Origin of the sequence: Micromonospora peucetia (assembly GCF_900091625.1) — a bacterium.
Taxonomy (GTDB): Bacteria; Actinomycetota; Actinomycetes; order Mycobacteriales; family Micromonosporaceae; genus Micromonospora; species Micromonospora peucetia.
Genome location: NZ_FMIC01000002.1, coordinates 5,860,912 through 5,877,720, shown reverse-complemented (window position 1 = coordinate 5,877,720; position 16,809 = coordinate 5,860,912). Strand labels below are relative to the sequence as shown.

Genomic DNA, 16,809 nt, shown 5'->3' with positions numbered 1-16,809 from the left:
CGCGCCCGCCGGCCCCCGGACCCCGCAGCGGGTACGGGGGCCGGCCCGTGTCGGGGCCCCGCGTCCGCCATCCGCCACGCTAGCCGGACATTTCGGATCTATCCTCTGGATGTCGCGCTGTCTCTCGGATGGACCTGTCCGTGGCTCGCGCCGGAGGGGGGCGACCGTGACTGCCAACGGCGGCGGGAAGCGCAGGCGGGGGAGGCCACCGAGACGTAACCTCATCGCGGTCCTCTCCGTCGTCGTCCTCTCCGGTGCGTTCTTCGGCTACGACCAGGGTGTCATCAGCGGAGCGCTGCGCGACATCCGTCAGACCTTCCAGGCGGACACCTTCGCCGTCGAGGTGGCGGCGAGCTGGGTGACCCCCGGGGCGCTGGTGGGCGCGTTGCTCGGTGGTCACCTCGCCGACCGGCTCGGTCGCCGGGGGGCGCTGTGGGTCGCCGCCGCCACGTTCGGGGCGGGCACGATCCTGCAGGCGGTCGCGCCGGTGATCGGGGTCCTGTTCGGCGCGCGGCTGATCCTGGGGCTGGGCATCGGGGTGGCCTCGGTCGCCGGACCGATGTACGCGGCGGAGGCCGCGCCGGAACGGATCCGGGGCAGTCTCCTGGCGGTCTACCAGTTCTCCACCACATTCGCCATCTTCATCGGCTACCTGGCCGACGAACTGTTCGAGTCGGGCGACTCCTGGCGCTACCTGCTGGGGGCGGCGGCGCTGCTGGGGGTGGCCCTCGCCCTGGTCACCACCGTGATCCCCGACTCTGCCGTCTGGTATCTCAAACGGGGGGACAAGCGCCGGGCGGAGGCGTCGCTGAAGGCGACCACGCCGGAGCGGAAGGTGGCCCACAAGCTGCACGCCATCGAGGAGAGCCTCACGACCGAGAAGGCGGGCTGGCGGGAGGTGCTCTCGCACCGGTGGCGGCGACCGTTGGCGCTCGGTGTCGGCCTGGCCCTGTTCCAGCAGTTGACCGGGATCAACGGGATCATCTACTACGCGGACTCGATCTTCTCGGCGGCGGGTTTCCACACCCCGCAGGAGCAGCTCACCGCGACCACCTGGGCGATCGGTGGGGTCGATTCGCTCTTCACGCTGGTCGCGGTCGCCTTCCTGGACCGGCTCGGCCGCCGCCCGCTGCTGCTGGTCGGTCTGCTGGGCATGGCGGTCTCGCTCGTGGTGGTCAGCATCAGCTTCGCGAAGATGAGCCCGGGCGCGGAGCGGGCCGGAGCGACCGGGCACCACCCCACCGACGCGGGCATCTTCCTGCTGGTCGGCGTGGTCATGTTCGTCGCGTTCTATGCCATGTCTATCGGGCCGGCCGCCTGGACCGTGATCAACGAGATCTTTCCGGGCCGCATCCGGGGCCGGTGCGTGGCGATCGCCACCGCCACGCACTGGGGCACGGAGTATCTCGTCACGCAGTTCTTCCTGAGCATGCTCGATGCCCTGGGGCGGTCCGGGGTGTTCGCGCTCTTCGCCGGCACCTGTGTGATCGGCTTCCTGTTCATCTGGCGGTACCTGCCGGAGACGAAGGGCAAGACCCTCGAAGAGATCCAGCAGATGTGGGCGACCGGTGGCCGCGCCCGGCGTTCTCACGGCGCCGCCGGCCGGTCTGGCTGATCGCTTCTGGTGGCCGGGAGCGGCAGTTCCCCGAATTCGGTCCGCGTCGGCAAGGCGAAGCGTACGGTCCTACTCGAAGCGGCACTAAACAGGCTTAAAGGACGTTTGTTCAACGTCGAGCCGAGGTGCCGGTACCAGAGCCCGAGCCGAGTCCGGCCGGCCGGCTGGCGGCTCCCGAACGACAGTCACGAAGGACCAGGACAGTGCATCTGACACCGAAGGAATTCGACAAGCTCACGATCCTCTCGATGGCCGTCGTCGCCAACGCGCGCAAGGCCAGAGGGATCAAGCTCAACCATCCCGAGTCCGTCGCGGTGATCTGCGCCGCCGCCCTCGAAGGGGCCCGGGAGGGCAAGACCGTCGAAGAGGTCATGAACGACGCCCGCAGCACCCTCAGCGCCGCCGACGTGATGCCGGGCGTGCCGGACATGCTGCCCATGGTCCAGGTCGAGGCGGTGTTCACCGACGGCTCCCGACTGGTCACCGTGCACTCACCGATCCGATAGGCGCAGCAGCCCAGACGCGATCTTCAGGAAGGCGGAGCAGAAATGGCCAAGCAACATCCCGGCCCCAACTCGAAGCACGTGCGACCCATCGGTGGCTACGTGCTGAGCGACCAGCCGCTGGAGCTGAACGCGGGTCGGCCGGTTACCGAAGTCGTCGTCCAGAACACCGGTGACCGGCCGATTCAGGTCGGCTCACACTTCCACTTCTTCGAAGTCAACCGGATGCTCGCCTTCGACCGCGAGGCGGCCTTCGGAAAGCGGTTGAACATTCCGGCGACGACGTCCATCCGCTTCGAGCCGGGCGACAAGAAGACGGTGGAACTCATTCCCTTCGGCGGTCAGCAGCGCGTGTACGGGTTCAACGGGCTGGTGCAGGGCTGGACGGGCAGCGAGTCGACCCCCAGCTACCGGCCGGACCGGACCGAGGCGATCCACAACGCCAAGACCCGGGGCTTCAAGTTCGGCCCGGAACAGCAGGAGAACCCCAAGGGCAAGAAGCAGTAGGTCCACTATCCGCAGGGCTGCCAGCCTCGGGCAGGAGAGAAGATCAGATGAGCCAGATTTCCCGGCAAGAGTATTCCGGAATGTACGGCCCCACGACGGGCGACCAGATCAGGCTCGGCGACACCGACCTGTACATCGAGATCGAGAAGGACCTCCGGGTCCTCGGCGACGAGGTGATGTACGGCGGGGGCAAGACGCTGCGCGACGGCATGGGGGTGCACAACCAGTACACCAACGCCGAGGGCGGGCTGGACCTGGTCATCACGAACGTGACCGTCCTCGACGCGACCCTCGGCGTGGTCAAGGCCGACGTCGGGGTCAAGGACGGCAAGATCGCCGGCATCGGCAAGGCCGGCAACCCGAACGTCATGGACGGGGTCACCCCCGAGCTGATCACCGGGCCGGGCACCGAGGCCATCTCCGGCGAGCACCTCATCCTGACCGCCGGGGGTATCGACGCGCACGTGCACCTGGTGACGCCGTTCCAGGCGCAGGCCGCCCTGAGCAACGGCGTGACCACCCTGTGGGGCGGCGGCACCGGCCCGACCGACAGCACCAACGGCGTCACCATCACCCCCGGTCCCTGGAACATCCAGGCGATGATGCGGGCCTTCGAGAACATCCCGATCAACATCGGCCTGATGGCGAAGGGCAACAGCACCGGCCGCGCGCCCCTGGTCGAACAGATCATGGCCGGCGCGCCGAGCTTCAAGATCCATGAGGACTGGGGTGCGCCGCCAGCGGTGATCCGAGCCTGCCTGGACGTCGCCGACGAGTTCGACGTGCAGGTCAGCATCCACACGGACACCCTCAACGAGAGCGGTTACCTCGAGGACACCATCGCCGCGTTCGAGGGCCGCACGATCCACACCTTCCACACCGAGGGCGCCGGTGGTGGGCATGCGCCGGACGTCATCAAGATCGCCGCCCAGATGAACGTGCTGCCCAGCTCGACCACGCCGACGGTGCCCTACGGCATCAACAGCCAGTCCGAGCTGTACGACATGATCATGGTCTGCCACAACTTCAATCCCCAGGTCCCCTCGGACGTGGCCTTCGTCGAGAGCCGGATCCGCACGGAGACGATCGCGGCCGAGGACGTCCTGCTCGACGAGGGCGTCATCTCGATGATGCAGAGCGACTCGCAGGCCATGGGGCGCGTCGGTGAGACCTGGCTGCGGACCATCCAGCTCGCCGGGCAGATGAAGACCGTCCGCGGCAAGCTCGCCGAGGACTCCAGCGCCAACGACAACTTCCGGGTGCTGCGGTACGTGGCCAAGATGACCATCAACCCGGCCATCACCCAGGGAATCTCGCACGTGCTGGGCTCGGTCACGCCGGGCAAGATGGCCGACCTCGTGCTCTGGGAGCCGGCCTTCTTCGGCACCAAGCCGAAGATGGTCCTCAAGGGCGGCATGATCGCCTGGTCGATCATGGGTGACCCGAACGCCTCGCTGCCGACCCCGCAGCCGGTCTACTACCGGCCGAACTTCGCCGCGTACGGCAGTCAGATCGCCAAGACCTGCGTGACCTTCGTGTCCCGGGCGGCGCACGAGGCCGGCGTCGCCGAGCAGCTCGGCCTGCAACGACAGGTCATGCCCGTGTACCGGACCCGGGGTCTCACCAAGCGGGACATGGTCCGCAACGACCGGACGCCGAAGCTCGAGGTCGATCCGGAGACCTTCGCCGTGAAGATGGACGGCGTGCACGCCACCGTGCCGGCGGCCAGGAACCTGCCCCTGAGCCAGCTCTACTTCTTCAGCTGACGCCGCCGGGACCGGTCTCGCACGCACCCGGTCCCGGCACACCGACCGAAAGGAGAAGCCCGTGCTCGTCGAGACGGTGCTGGGCAACATGAACGAGCCGGACTGGACCGTCCGGCTGAAGGAAGCGCGCATCGACGACCTGGTGCTCGACCAGTGGGACGCCCAGAAGAGCCGCATCCGCAAGATGACCAGTTCCGGGGCGGAACTGTCGGTCTCGCTGGCCCGTGGCGTCCGGTTGCGCGACGGCGACGTGCTCGCCTGGGACGACCTGACCGCCACGGCGGTGGTGGCCCGCGTGCAGTTGGGCGAGGTGATGGTCGTGAACCTCGACAAGTTGCGCGGCGAGTCGGCCGACCTGCTGATCCGCTCGGCCGTCGAACTCGGCCACGCCATCGGCAACCAGCACTGGCCGGCCGTGGTCAAGGGCACGAAGATGTACGTCCCACTGACCGTGGACCGCAAGGTCATGGACTCGGTGATGCGCACCCACGCCTTCACCGGGATCACGCACGAGTTCCTTCCGGGCACCGAGATCATCGCGTACCTCGCGCCGCACGAGTCGCGGCGGCTGTTCGGCGGGGCCGACTCCACGCCACACACGCACCTGCCCGCCGAGCTCAACTGAGACAGGGCCGGACGGTGCGCGAGATGGTCGAGACCCTGAAGCTGTTGCAGTTCGGCGACTCGGTGTTCCCGGTCGGCGCCTTCTCCTTCTCGAACGGGCTGGAGATGGCGGTCCAGCACGGGGTCGTCCACGACCGGAGCACCCTTCAGGACTTCGTCCGGACGGTCACCCGGCTCGCCGCCACGGGCGACGGCGTCGCCCTGCTCGCCGGGCACCGCGCGGCCACCGCCGGGGACCTCGACCGGATCCGGCAGGCGGACGAGGCCGTCAACCTGCGCAAGATCAACGAAGAGATGCGCGTCATGTCCGTACGCATGGGTCGCAAGTTGGCCGAGGCCTCGACCCGGATCGTCGGGGAGACGCTGCTCAAGAAGCGGATCGGCGAGTCGGCGAACGGCGTGCCGGTCACCTACCCGGTCGCGCTCGGGGTGGTCTTCGCCGATCTCGGGGTGACCGAGCAGGACGCCTTCGCGGCCCACCAGTACGGCACGGCCTCCACCGTGCTCGGCGCGGCGATCCGGTTGATGCGGGTGGACCATCTCGACGCCCAGTCGATCCTCTTCGCGGTCAACGAGAAGGTCGCCGACGACTACCGCGAGGTACGCACCGCCAACCTCGACGACATGCAGACATTCGGACCCCACCTGGATGTCCTGGCCGCCGCACACCAGCACGTCCACGTACGGATGTTCATGAGCTGAGGGCTCCCTCGCCAGCTCCGCGGCGCTCCCGTTCGACAGCGGGAATCCCGCGATCCACCCCCTCTTCCCCGAACCTGAAACGTCTTCCCAGAAGGACAGGACACATCATGAAGTCGGCAAGTCGTATCGGCGTGGGCGGCCCGGTGGGCAGTGGCAAGACCGCGATCATCGAGGCTGTCGTGCCCCGGTTCGTGGAGAACGGGCTGCGGGTACTGGTGATCACGAACGACGTCGTCACCACTGAGGACGCGAAGCACGTACGGCGCGCGTTGACCGGGGTCCTGGTCGAGGAGCGGATCATCGGGGTGGAGACCGGCGCGTGTCCGCACACGGCGGTGCGTGAGGACCCGAGCATGAACCTGGCCGCCGTGGAGGACATGGAGGCCCGGTTCCCGGACAGCGACGTGGTACTGATCGAGAGCGGTGGGGACAATCTGACCCTCACCTTCAGCCCCGCCCTGGTCGACTACTTCATCTACGTCATCGACGTCGCCGCCGGAGACAAGATCCCCCGCAAGAACGGCCCGGGGATCTCCAAGTCCGACATCCTCGTGATCAACAAGACCGATCTCGCGCCCTACGTGGACGCCGACCTCGACGTGATGGCGCGCGACGCGGACGTGATGCGCAACGGCAAGCCGGTCGTCTTCACCAACTGCAAGACGGGCGAGGGCATCGACGAGTTGGTCTCGCTGATCCGCCGCAACGCGCTCTTCGACGCCGAAGTGGTCGCATGATCACACTGGACACCGCGCGGGAACTGGATCCGTACCAGGACCAACCGGCCCAGTTGCCGGCCGGGTACAACGGCAAGGTCGGGGTGCTGCGCCTCGGGTTCGAGCGCCGCGGGGACCGCACGATCCTGCACGACCTCTACCGGCAGTCACCGCTGTTGGTCCAGCGGGCGCTCTACTGGGACGAGGAGATGCCAGAGCTGCCCTGCGTCATGATCCTCACCACCTCCGGCGGCGTGCTGCAGGGCGACCGCCTGCGGATGGACGTCGACCTGGCGCCCGGCAGCCAGGCGCACCTGGTGACCCAGGCCGCCACCAAGATCCAGGAGATGGACGCGAACTACGGGTCGCAGATCCAGCGGTTCACCCTCGGGGAGGATTCCTACCTCGAGTTCCTCCCGGAGCCGGTGATCCCGTACCGGGGCAGCCGGTTCGTCACCGACAGCCGGGTGCGGCTCCCCGAGAGCGCCACGATGCTCTACGGCGAGATCCTTCAGCCTGGCCGGAAGCACTACCGCGACGGCGAGCTCTTCGCCTACGACCTCTTCTCCTGCTCGCTGCGGGCGGAGCGGCCCGACAGCCAGCAGTTGTTCGTGGAGAAGTTCGTGGTCTCGCCCGGGCAGTTCGAGGTGGGCCGGGTCGGGGTCATGGACCGCTTCCACATCTTCGGCAACGTCGTGCTGCTCACCGGTCCCGAGCGGGCCGCCCGGGTCTTCGACCGGACCTCGGCGCCGGTCTGGGACGAGGAGATCCCGCTGGCCAGTGCCGTCAGCCGGCTGCCGAACGACGCGGGGCTCATCTTCAAGGTCCTGGGACAGGAGACCGAGCCGGTTCGCGCCGCGGTACGCGCCTTCTGTGTGGCCGCCCGCGAAGAGGTGACCGGCCACACCTTCCCACCCGCGTTCAGCTGGCGTTGAGTCAGCCAAGGAGGTCACCGTGAGCGCCGTGACGCACGCCTGGCACAGGTTGAGCAACCGGAACCCGCTGGTCGAGTTCGTCGACGCCTGTCTGCGGGGGCCCGCGCAGGTCGTCTTCCAGAACAATCCGCTGACCGGCCTGCTCATCCTCGTCGCTCTCGCCTGGGGAGCGTTCGACAGCGGGCAGCCACGGGTCTTCGGGGGAGGCCTCCTCGGTCTCGTCGTCGGCACCGCCACGGCCCTCGCCCTGCAGGTGGACCGGACCTCGCTGCGACAGGGGCTGTTCGGCTTCAGCCCGCTGTTGACCGGGCTCGCCGTGCCGACGTTCCTCGACGACCGGCCGCTGATGTGGCTCTACCTGGTGCTCGGCGCGGTGGGTACGACCGTGGTCACGCTGGCCCTGAACGCGATCTTCAAGAAGTGGGGCCTGACCGCGTTCACGTTCCCGTTCGTGCTGACCACGTGGGTGCTGCTGATGGCCGCGTACCAGTTCGAGCGGTTCACCGTGTTGACCGACATGACGCCGAAGTTTCCTGGCGAGGGGTCGTTGACCGGTGGCAGCTTCGACTGGGACCTCATTCCCACCTTCCTGCGCGGCGTGTCCCAGGTGTTCCTGATCAACAGCTGGGTCAGCGGGTTGATCATCGTGATCGCGCTGCTGGTCAACTCCCGCTGGTCGGCACTCTTCGCGGTGGTCGGCACCGTCGGCGCGACCCTGCTGGCGCTCTGGTTCGGTGCCGACGGGGCCTCGCTGGACAAGGGCCTGTACGGCTTCAACGCGGTGTTGACGGCGATCGCGGTGGGCGCGGTGATGCACCGCCCCGGCGCGCTGGTGACGGTCTACACCCTGTTCGGAATCGCGTTGACGCTCTTCGTCCAGATGGCCCTGGCGACCGTGCTCACCCCGCTGGCCATCCCGGTGCTGACCGGGCCGTTCAACATCGCCACCTGGTTGTTGCTGCTGCCCCAGCGGCACTTCGCGCCGGTGCCCAACCACGAACGCGTCAAGGAGAGCGTCGTCTCGACGCTGAAACGCGCCGTCTGACCGTATCGAGAAGAGAGGTGAGCTCCCGTGCTCGCTCAGGACGCGGTGAATCCCGGCGACACCGCCTGGGTGTTGGTCTGCGCCGGCCTGGTGTTGTTCATGACCCCCGGCCTGGCCATCTTCTACGGCGGAATGGTCCGCACCCGCAACGTGCTCGCGATGTTGCAGCAGAACATCATCGCGCTGGGCGTCGTCAGCCTGACCTGGGTTCTGGTGGGCTACACCATCGCCTTCGGCGACGACGCGGGCACCGGCCTCTTCGGTAACCTCGAACTGCTCGGGCTGACCGACCTGCGGGTCCCGCCCGCGCCCAACCTGCATGTGGTCGCCGGCCAGGTGACCATTCCGACCCTGGCGTTCGTCGCCTACCAGATGATGTTCGCGGTGATCACTCCCGCGCTCGTCACCGGGGCCACGGCCGGTCGGTTGAAGTTCCTCGGCTGGGCGATCTTCCTGGCGATCTGGTCCATCGTGGTCTACGCGCCGGTCGCGCACTGGCTCTGGCACCCCGACGGCTGGCTGGCCAACTTCGGCACCCAGGACTGGGCCGGCGGGATGGTGGTCCACGCCTCGGCGGGCGCCGCGGTCCTGGCGGTGCTGCTGGTCGTCGGGCGCCGCCGTGGCTGGCCGCACACCGCCGCCCCACCCAACTCGATCCCGTTGACCATTCTCGGCGCGGGCATCCTCTGGTTCGGCTGGTTCGGTTTCAACGGCGGCGACGGACTCCAGGCCAACGGGGTGGCCGCCCAGGCGCTGATCAACACCCACCTCGCCGCCGCGGCCGGCATGCTCGTCTGGTTGGTGGCGGAGCGGTTCAAGGACGGCCACAGCACCGTGGTGGGCAGCGTCTCCGGCGCTGTCGCGGGTCTCGCGACGATCACCCCGGCCGCCGGGTACGTCAACGCGCTCTCCGCCATCGTCATCGGTGCGATCGCCGGCATCGTCTGCCACACCGCGCTGCGGTTGAAGTACCTGCTCCGGCTCGACGACGCGCTGGACGTACTCGCGGTCCACTTCGTCGGTGGCATGCTCGGTTCGCTGCTGCTCGGCCTCTTCGGCGACAGTGGCATCAACCCGCTCGGCAAGGACGGCCTCTTCTTCGGTGGCGGCGGATCCCTGCTCTGGCACCAGCTTGTCGGCGTGGTCGCCGTGGTGGCCTTCGCCTTCGTGCTCAGCTGGGCGATCGCCGCCGCCGTGCAGGCAGTCGTCGGGCTGCGGGCGCCGGCCGACGTGCAGGAGGATCTCGACCACGCCCAGCAGGGCGCGGAGGCGTACCACCTGGGCGGCGTGGCAGGTCTCAGTGGCACGGGTGCGCCGCAGCGCCGGACCGGACGGGACAACGACGCCGCCCGGCCCGCCCAGCCGGTCCAGCATGCCCGGCTGGTCACCGCGACGGTGGATCCGATGCTGCTGCCGACCACCCGGGAGCTACGGGACGCCCTGCTCGGTGCGGGAGCCGCCTCCATCGTGGTCTTCGACGCCACGGTCTCCGCCGCCGAACCGGCCTCCCGTTCGCTGCCCAGGGGTTACTGGCAGGACCAGGATCTCCTGGACCGGGCCCGGGTCGAGGTGGTGGTGGAGGGAAAGGCGGTGCCGGCGGTGCTGGACGTGCTGAGCCGTTACGGCGTCGACCGGGCGGAGAGCTTCGTGCAGGACGTCCAACTCGCGACGGACGTACGCTGAACCACTGCGCGGCCCGCCCGCGGGCCGCGCAGTGGCCGGCGGCGCGGAGAGCGGGTCACCTTCGGGAACGGGTCTGGCGGAGCAGTAACGCCGCGGTCGACAGGGCGAGCGCCCCCCAGGCCGGCACCCAGCGAGGTTGTCCCTGTTGGGTCACGGTGCCGATGCCACCCCCGACGGCATAGCAGGTCAGCGCCAGCAGCCCGAGGAATATGCCCTGCCTGGCCCGCCTGCGGGCGGTGCCCGGCCCGGCGAGCCAACGGCCGACGCGTTCGCCGGTCTTCGCCACCGTGCCTGACTGGTAGGTGATGGCGGTGGTGATTCCGGCGGTGCGGGCGAACAGCGTCGCCAGGGCGCCCATGGCGAGGCCACCGGCGGCGGCCAGCGCGATCCGCGGCAGCCCGCCCTGCCGGCCGTACTGGAGCAGGGCGTTGAGCACCGCCCAGAGCGACAGTGCGACCAGGGCGCAGGCGAGTGCTCGCACGGACGGCGACCAGCGGCTGTGTGCCGCGCGTAGCTGCGAGACCACGCCCGTCCCGACGGCGAACGCGACCAGGGAGGCCGCCGACTCGAGCCAGGTGGCGTGTCGCCCGGCCAGACCGATGCCCAGGAAGACGGCGTTGCCCGACTGGTTGGCGACGAACGCGCCATAGCGCAGGAAGGCGAAGGCGTCCACGAAGCCGGCGATACCGGTGGTGAGGGCCAGGACCAGCAGCGGGTGCCGGAACTCCCGGTACGAGTCCTCCGGGTCCGAGGTGCCGCCGTTCGTCGAGGGCTGAGAGTCGCCCATCGCGTTCACGCACCCTCCGAGTGAGGACCCGGGTATCCGTTCGCCTGCCATCGGAATCTATCCGACAAACCCTCATCTTGTGCGAGTATCCCTCACGAATGGTGCAGGTCTGGCCGGCCCGCGCACGCCGGCGGACGACCGCCGTCGGGCGCAGGTCATAGGGTGGTCCCGTGGCGACCCTTCTGCTTCTGCGACACGGCCGGACGACCGCGAACGCGGACGGTGGGCTGGCCGGGCGCCAGCCCGTCGAGTTGGACGAGACGGGCCGGGCCCAGGCGACCGCGGTGGGCGAGCGGCTCCGGGCGGTGCCGCTCGCGACGGTGGTGAGCAGCCCGCTGATCCGGTGCCGACAGACCCTGGAGCTGGCGTTGCCCGCGGCCACCCCGGTGCTGGAGGAGGGGCTGATCGAGTGCGGCTACGGAGCCTGGGAGGGGCAGCCGCTGAAGAAGTTGGCCAAGGAGCCGCTCTGGCCGGTGGTCCAGCAGCACCCGAGCGCCGCGGTCTTCCCGCAGGGGGAGGCGATGGCGGCGATGGCGGCGCGGGCGGTCACCGCGGTGCGCGGGTGGGATGCCCGGGTCACCGCCGAGCACGGCCCGGAGGTGGTCTGGCTGGCGTGCAGCCACGGCGACGTGATCAAGGCGATCGTGGCTGACGCGCTCGGCGTACACCTGGATCTGTTCCAGCGGATCGTGGCCGACCCGGCTTCGGTGACGGCGATCCGCTACACGCCGCTGCGGCCGTTCCTGATGCGCCTCAACGACACCGGCGGCGACCTGGCGGGGCTGGTGCCGCCGCCACCGCGCGGGCGGCGCCGACGGGCGGCGCGGGCGGCCGGCGCGGCCGACTCCGACGCGCCGGTCGGCGGCGGCGCGGGAGCGGGCCGGTGACGGGCCGGCGCCGACCCGGCCCGCGACCTGGGGGCACGGTACGGCGTCCGGCGGGGCGCCGCCGGGGCGGACCGAGGGTCCGACCGGCCGCCACGCCCGGCTACGACGGCCGGTGCGCCGGGCGCGGCGGGTGCCCGGCGATTCGCGTCGGTGGGGTGCGCGGCGCTGAGGCCCGCCGGATAGGGTCGTGGGTATGACCCACCAGGTGCACGCCTTCGAGCCGCCGGAGCGGTTCGTCGCCGGGACGGTCGGGCCGCCGGGGGAACGCACGTTCTTCCTCCAGGCGCGCGGCGGTGGCCGGCTGGTCAGCGTCGCGCTGGAGAAGGTCCAGGTGTCGTTGCTCGCCGAGAAGCTGGAGGAGTTGCTCTCCGAGGCGCAGCGCCGGTTCGGGGTGGATCTGCCCGAGCTGGTGGCCGCCATCGGTGACAACGACCCGCTGGACATACCGGTCGACGAGGAGTTCCGGGTCGGCACGCTCGGGCTGGCCTTCGACGTCGACACCGCGACCGTGGTGATCGAGGCCATCGCCGTCGGCGAGACAGAGGTCGAGGTCGACCTCGGTGAGCCCGACGACGACGAGGATGCCGACGCCGAGGACGAGGAGCCGGACGACGACCTCGACCGGCTTCGGGTGCGACTCACCCCCGAGGCGACCCGCCAGTTCATCGAGCGGGCCCGGCGGGTGGTCAACGCCGGCCGTCCGCCCTGCCCGCTCTGCGGCCAGCCGCTGGATCCCGCCGGTCACCTCTGCCCGCGCCACAACGGCTACCACCGGTGACGTCGGATCTCCAGCCCCGACAGGACGGCGAGGCCGCGCTCCGGTTGCTCCGGGACGGCCACCTCGACCTTGAGGGGCGGCTCGTCGAGGCCTCCAACACCACACTGCGCGGCATCCTGACTCTCGACGGGGTGACGGCCCGCTGCGTCTACAAGCCGGTGCGGGGTGAGCGTCCGCTCTGGGACTTCCCGGACGGCACGCTGGCCGGCCGGGAGGTCTCGGCGTACGTCGTCTCCCGGGCCACCGGCTGGGACCTGGTGCCACCGACGGTGCTGCGCGACGGCCCGTTCGGGCCGGGATCGTGCCAGCTCTGGATCGACGAGCCGGTGGAGGCCGAGCCCCTGGTCGGGTTCGTGCCGGCCGACGAGCTGCCGCCCCGCTGGTTCCCGATCGCCGCGGCTCGCGACGACGACGGCACACCGTACGCGCTGGCCCACGCCGACGATCCGAGGCTGGCCCGGCTCGCGGTGCTCGATGCGGTGATCAACAACGCGGACCGTAAGGGCGGGCACGTGCTGGTCGGTCCGGACGACCGGATCCACGGCGTCGACCACGGGGTGAGCTTCCACGTCGAGGAGAAGCTGCGCACGGTGCTCTGGGGCTGGGCCGGCCGGCAGTTGCCGGCGGACGCCGTGGAGATGCTCGACGGGCTCGCCGGTCAGCTCGCCGGGGCGCTCGGTGCCGAGCTGGCCGAGCACCTCACCCTGCGGGAGGTCGCCGAGCTGGCGGCCCGGGTCGACCGGCTGCGGCACACCGGCTTGTTTCCGCAGCCGTCGCAGGACTGGCCGGCGGTGCCCTGGCCCCCCATGTGAGCGCGCGCCGGGTGGCGATCCGGCCGGGGCGCCGCCCACCGCGTTGTCGTGATGATCACTGTGGGCCGGGCCTGCCGCGCCGCGCCGGCTGGTTAGGCTGACGGTCATGGACTCTTGGGCGGGACATGAGGTGCCGCGGCTGCCGGGCAGAGGCGGACCGCTGTCGTTGTTCGACTCGGCGCGGCAGGGCACCCACCCGAGCGATCCGACCGGCACCGCGACCATGTACGTCTGCGGCATCACCCCGTACGACGCCACGCACCTGGGCCACGCCGCCACCATGATCGCGTTCGACCTGGTGCAGCGGGTGTGGCGGGACGCCGGCCGGGACGTGCGCTACGTGCAGAACGTCACCGACATCGACGACCCGCTGCTGGAGCGCGCCGAGCGGGACGGCGAGGACTGGAAGGTCCTGGCGATGCGGGAGACCGCGCTGTTCCGGGAGGACATGGAGGCGCTGCGGATGATCCCGCCGGCGCACTACGTCGGCGCGGTCGAGTCGATCCCCGACATCGCCGACAAGGTCCTCCTGCTGCTCAAGGACGGGGCCGCGTACCGCCTGGAGGACGGCACCGGCGACGTCTACTTCGACATCGCCGCCACGCCCCGGTTCGGCTACGAGTCCAACCTGACCCGGGAGCAGATGCTGGAGATCTTCCCCGAGCGCGGGGGCGACCCGGATCGGGCCGGCAAGCGCGATCCGCTCGACCCGCTGCTGTGGCGGGGCGCCCGCGAGGGCGAGCCGTCCTGGCCGGGCGGTGAACTGGGCGCCGGCCGACCCGGCTGGCACATCGAGTGCGCCGTCATCGCGCTCAACCTGCTCGGCGACCGGATCGACGTGCAGGGCGGCGGCAACGACCTGATCTTCCCGCACCACGAGTGCTCCGCCGCGCACGCCGAGCGGCTCACCGGCGCGGCGCCGTTCGCCGACCACTACGTACACGCGGGCATGATCGGCCTGGACGGCGAGAAGATGTCGAAGTCCCGGGGCAACCTGGTCTTCGTCTCCCGGCTGCGTGCCGACCAGGTCGACCCGATGGCGGTCCGGCTGGCCCTGCTGTCCGGGCACTACCGTGCCGACCGCGCCTGGACCGACGAGTTGCTCGCGACCGCACACGAGCGGTTGGCCCGCTGGCGCCGGGCCGCCGCCGCGCCCGCCGGCCCGTCGGGCGAGGAGTTCCTGGCCGGCGTACGCGCCCGGCTCGCCGACGACCTGGACTCGCCGGGCGCACTTGCCCTGGCCGACGGATGGGCTGAGGCGACCCTGGCCGGCACCGCCCCCGACCCGTCCGCCCCCGCCCTCTTCGCCGCCACCCTGGACGCCCTCCTCGGCCTCCACCTCTGACACCCCCCGCCCCCCTCACCCCCCCTCACCCCCCCTCGCGCCGCTGACGCCCTCTCTCACCCGCGATCTTGCACTTTCGGCCCTCGATATGCGATGTTGGCCCGCTTTGTCGGGGCGACAACTGCAAGATCGACGGCGAGGGAGGGCGGGGCGAGGGAGGGCGGGGACTGGGGGTGCGGGGGATCAGCCCAGGACGAGGCCGGGGTCGGGTGCCGGATCGGGGGTAGGGGCGGGGATCTTGTATTCCTCGGTCAGCGTGGTGACCGGGCCGGGCCAGGTGGCCTGGGCGACCTCGATCGGCTTGCGGTGGCCGTCGTAGGCGACGTGCAGCAGGTGCAGCACCGGGGTGTCGGGGCGGATCTGGAGGATCTCGGCCTCCTCCCGGCTGGGCTGGCGGGCGCTGATGGTGTCCGTGGCGGAGACGTAGCGCCGGCCGGTGGCCTCCTCGGCCTCCTGGTAGAGCGGGCGACCAAACGCCTCGGTGCGCTCCAGCGAGGTGCCGGCGGTGTCGGCGGGCAGGAACCACGAGGTGCCCACCTCGACCGGGGAGTCCTCGGTGCGCACGAGGTGGCGCCGGCAGAGCAGTTCGGTGCCGTCGGCCACCCCGAACGCGTCCGCCACCTCGGGCGGGGCGGCGGCGCGACCGACCGAGACGAGCTGCTGCCGGTACCGCGCGGCCAGGTCGGTGTGGTAGCCGCGGAAGCCGCCGTAGCGGCCCCGGGAGAGCCGGTTGAGCCGCCGCCGGGTGCCTCGGACGTACGTCCCGGAGCCGGGCTTGGTGATCAGGATGCCCTCGACCCGTAGCTGGTCGACGGCGCGCTGCACGGTCTGCTTCGCCACGCCGAACATCTCGGCGATGGCCGGGATGGACGGCAGCCGCTCGCCGGGCGCCCAGTCGCCGCGGCGGATCTGGGCTTTGAGCTGCGCGGCGATCTGCCGGTGCGGGAACTCGGCCGCCCCCGGATTGATCTGCATGCCTGCCTCCTCGATCAGCTAGGTTCCTAGGATGCCCTAGAGGGGGTGACAGCGCCACCCCGGACACGCGAAAGACCGGGCCCCGGACGCGTCGCGTCCGGGGCCCGGTGGGGCAGAGGAGAGTTGCTACCAGGAACCGGCGGTCGGGCCGGCGGAGCCGCCCCGGCGGCGCAGGTACTTCTCGAACTCCTGGGCGATCTCGTCACCGGTCAGCGGAGTGATGCCCGCGTCGCCGACACGTTCCTCCAACTCGCGCACGTACTCGCCGAGCTCGGCGTCCTGCTCGGCGGCGCCGCGCACCCGCTGCTCCCACTCGGCGGCCTCCTCGGCCAGGTCGGCCATCGGCACCGGCAGGTCGAGCACCTCCTCGACGCGGTGCAGCAGGGCGAGGGTGGCCTTCGGGCAGGGCGGGTTGTTGGCGTAGTGCGGCACGTGCACCCAGAACGAGACGGCGTCGACCTCGGCGCGGTTGCAGGCGTCGTGCAGCACGCCGACGATCCCGGTCGGCCCGTCGTAGCGGGTGGGGGTGAGCTGGTAGCGCTGGGCGGCCTCCGCGTCGGAGGCGCTGCCGCTGATCGGCAGCGGCCGGGTGTACGGGACGTCGGCCAGTAGGGCGCCGAGCACGACCACCCGCTCGACCTCCAGGCTGTGGCAGATCTCCAGCACCTGCTCGCAGAAGGTGCGCCAGCGCATGCTCGGCTCGATGCCGCGGATCAGTACGACGTCCCGCTCGGTGCCCTCGGGGCTGGCCACCATGAAGCGCGTCGTCGGCCACTCCACCCGGCGGGTCTCGCCCTCGGCCATCGTGATGGTGGGCCGGCTGACCTGGAAGTCGTAGAAGTCCTCCGGGTCCAGTTCGGTGACCTGCCGGGCCTGCCACACCTGCTCCAGGTGCTCCACGGCGGCGGTGGACGCGTCGGCGGCGTCGTTCCAGCCCTCGAACGCGGCGATCGCCACGGGGGACCGCAGCACCGGCAGTCCGTCGAACTCGGTCACGCCGTCACCTCACCCTGCTCGTCGGGGGCGCTGCCGGGACCGGACCCGGTCGTCCGCCCGCCGGGCGTGGTGTTGTCGCTGTAGTCCTTCACGTCCGTCAGCCTACGGGTCGGGGCGGGATGCGGCCCGCCGG

General features: G+C 70.6%; 17 protein-coding genes. 14 read left to right on the top strand and 3 right to left on the bottom strand.

What is annotated here, in order from left to right; genetic code table 11:
• The first annotated feature begins 166 nt into the window (after positions 1–166).
• The 10 genes from GA0070608_RS26475 (at position 167) to GA0070608_RS26430 (ending at position 10,096) form a co-directional block, all read left to right on the top strand.
• On the top strand, positions 167–1,615 hold the full coding sequence (locus GA0070608_RS26475; RefSeq protein WP_245715955.1) for a sugar porter family MFS transporter: 1,449 nt from the start codon (positions 167–169) through the stop codon (positions 1,613–1,615).
• 203 nt (positions 1,616–1,818) lie between these two features.
• A complete protein-coding gene (locus GA0070608_RS26470) occupies positions 1,819–2,121 on the top strand; it encodes an urease subunit gamma (protein ID WP_091631162.1) in 303 nt (100 codons plus the stop codon).
• 42 nt (positions 2,122–2,163) lie between these two features.
• A complete protein-coding gene (locus GA0070608_RS26465) occupies positions 2,164–2,625 on the top strand; it encodes an urease subunit beta (protein ID WP_091631161.1) in 462 nt (153 codons plus the stop codon).
• A gap of 47 nt (positions 2,626–2,672) precedes the next feature.
• Entirely contained in the window at positions 2,673–4,391 is a 1,719-nt protein-coding gene (locus GA0070608_RS26460; RefSeq protein ID WP_091631160.1) for an urease subunit alpha, read from the top strand.
• A 61-nt stretch (positions 4,392–4,452) separates the two neighbouring features.
• Positions 4,453–5,016: an urease accessory protein UreE gene (locus GA0070608_RS26455; RefSeq protein WP_091631159.1), complete on the top strand. Its 564-nt coding sequence runs from the start codon at positions 4,453–4,455 to the stop codon at positions 5,014–5,016.
• A 23-nt stretch (positions 5,017–5,039) separates the two neighbouring features.
• Entirely contained in the window at positions 5,040–5,717 is a 678-nt protein-coding gene (locus GA0070608_RS26450; RefSeq protein ID WP_091631158.1) for an urease accessory protein UreF, read from the top strand.
• Between the two features lie 107 nt (positions 5,718–5,824).
• Positions 5,825–6,454 carry an urease accessory protein UreG gene (ureG, locus tag GA0070608_RS26445; protein WP_091631157.1) on the top strand — a complete coding sequence of 210 codons (630 nt, stop codon included), beginning with the start codon at positions 5,825–5,827 and terminating at the stop codon, positions 6,452–6,454.
• Positions 6,451–7,368: an urease accessory protein UreD gene (locus GA0070608_RS26440; RefSeq protein ID WP_091631156.1), complete on the top strand. Its 918-nt coding sequence runs from the start codon at positions 6,451–6,453 to the stop codon at positions 7,366–7,368. The genes ureG and GA0070608_RS26440 overlap by 4 nt, the downstream gene beginning before the upstream one ends.
• Positions 7,369–7,387: 19 nt before the next feature.
• Positions 7,388–8,413, top strand: a complete 1,026-nt coding sequence (gene yut, locus GA0070608_RS26435) for an urea transporter (protein WP_091631155.1) — start codon at positions 7,388–7,390, stop codon at positions 8,411–8,413.
• A gap of 27 nt (positions 8,414–8,440) precedes the next feature.
• On the top strand, positions 8,441–10,096 hold the full coding sequence (locus GA0070608_RS26430; RefSeq protein ID WP_245715954.1) for an ammonium transporter: 1,656 nt from the start codon (positions 8,441–8,443) through the stop codon (positions 10,094–10,096).
• Positions 10,097–10,151: 55 nt separating this feature from the next.
• Here GA0070608_RS26430 and GA0070608_RS26425 read toward each other — a convergent pair whose 3' ends face one another.
• Positions 10,152–10,883 carry a YoaK family protein gene (locus tag GA0070608_RS26425; protein ID WP_245715953.1) on the bottom strand — a complete coding sequence of 244 codons (732 nt, stop codon included), beginning with the start codon at positions 10,881–10,883 and terminating at the stop codon, positions 10,152–10,154.
• Between the two features lie 170 nt (positions 10,884–11,053).
• Between GA0070608_RS26425 and GA0070608_RS26420 the strand changes: the two genes are divergently transcribed.
• The 4 genes from GA0070608_RS26420 to mshC all read left to right on the top strand — a co-directional run bounded on the left by GA0070608_RS26420 (position 11,054) and on the right by mshC (position 14,705).
• Entirely contained in the window at positions 11,054–11,770 is a 717-nt protein-coding gene (locus tag GA0070608_RS26420) for an MSMEG_4193 family putative phosphomutase (RefSeq protein ID WP_091631153.1), read from the top strand.
• Between the two features lie 193 nt (positions 11,771–11,963).
• Positions 11,964–12,548, top strand: a complete 585-nt coding sequence (locus tag GA0070608_RS26415; protein WP_091631152.1) for a DUF3090 domain-containing protein — start codon at positions 11,964–11,966, stop codon at positions 12,546–12,548.
• The gene (locus GA0070608_RS26410) at positions 12,545–13,360 is read left to right on the top strand and encodes an SCO1664 family protein (protein ID WP_091631151.1); all 816 of its coding nucleotides are present in this window, start codon (positions 12,545–12,547) and stop codon (positions 13,358–13,360) included. Before GA0070608_RS26415 ends, GA0070608_RS26410 begins: the two co-directional genes overlap by 4 nt.
• Before the next feature lie 106 nt (positions 13,361–13,466).
• On the top strand, positions 13,467–14,705 hold the full coding sequence (mshC, locus tag GA0070608_RS26405; protein ID WP_091631150.1) for a cysteine--1-D-myo-inosityl 2-amino-2-deoxy-alpha-D-glucopyranoside ligase: 1,239 nt from the start codon (positions 13,467–13,469) through the stop codon (positions 14,703–14,705).
• Positions 14,706–14,888: 183 nt separating this feature from the next.
• On the opposite strand, the gene GA0070608_RS26400 is transcribed toward mshC, so the two are convergent.
• The gene (locus tag GA0070608_RS26400) at positions 14,889–15,680 is read right to left on the bottom strand and encodes a GntR family transcriptional regulator (RefSeq protein WP_091631149.1); all 792 of its coding nucleotides are present in this window, start codon (positions 15,678–15,680) and stop codon (positions 14,889–14,891) included.
• A gap of 126 nt (positions 15,681–15,806) precedes the next feature.
• The gene (locus GA0070608_RS26395; protein ID WP_091631148.1) at positions 15,807–16,676 is read right to left on the bottom strand and encodes a PAC2 family protein; all 870 of its coding nucleotides are present in this window, start codon (positions 16,674–16,676) and stop codon (positions 15,807–15,809) included.
• Between the last annotated feature and the right edge of the window lie 133 nt (positions 16,677–16,809).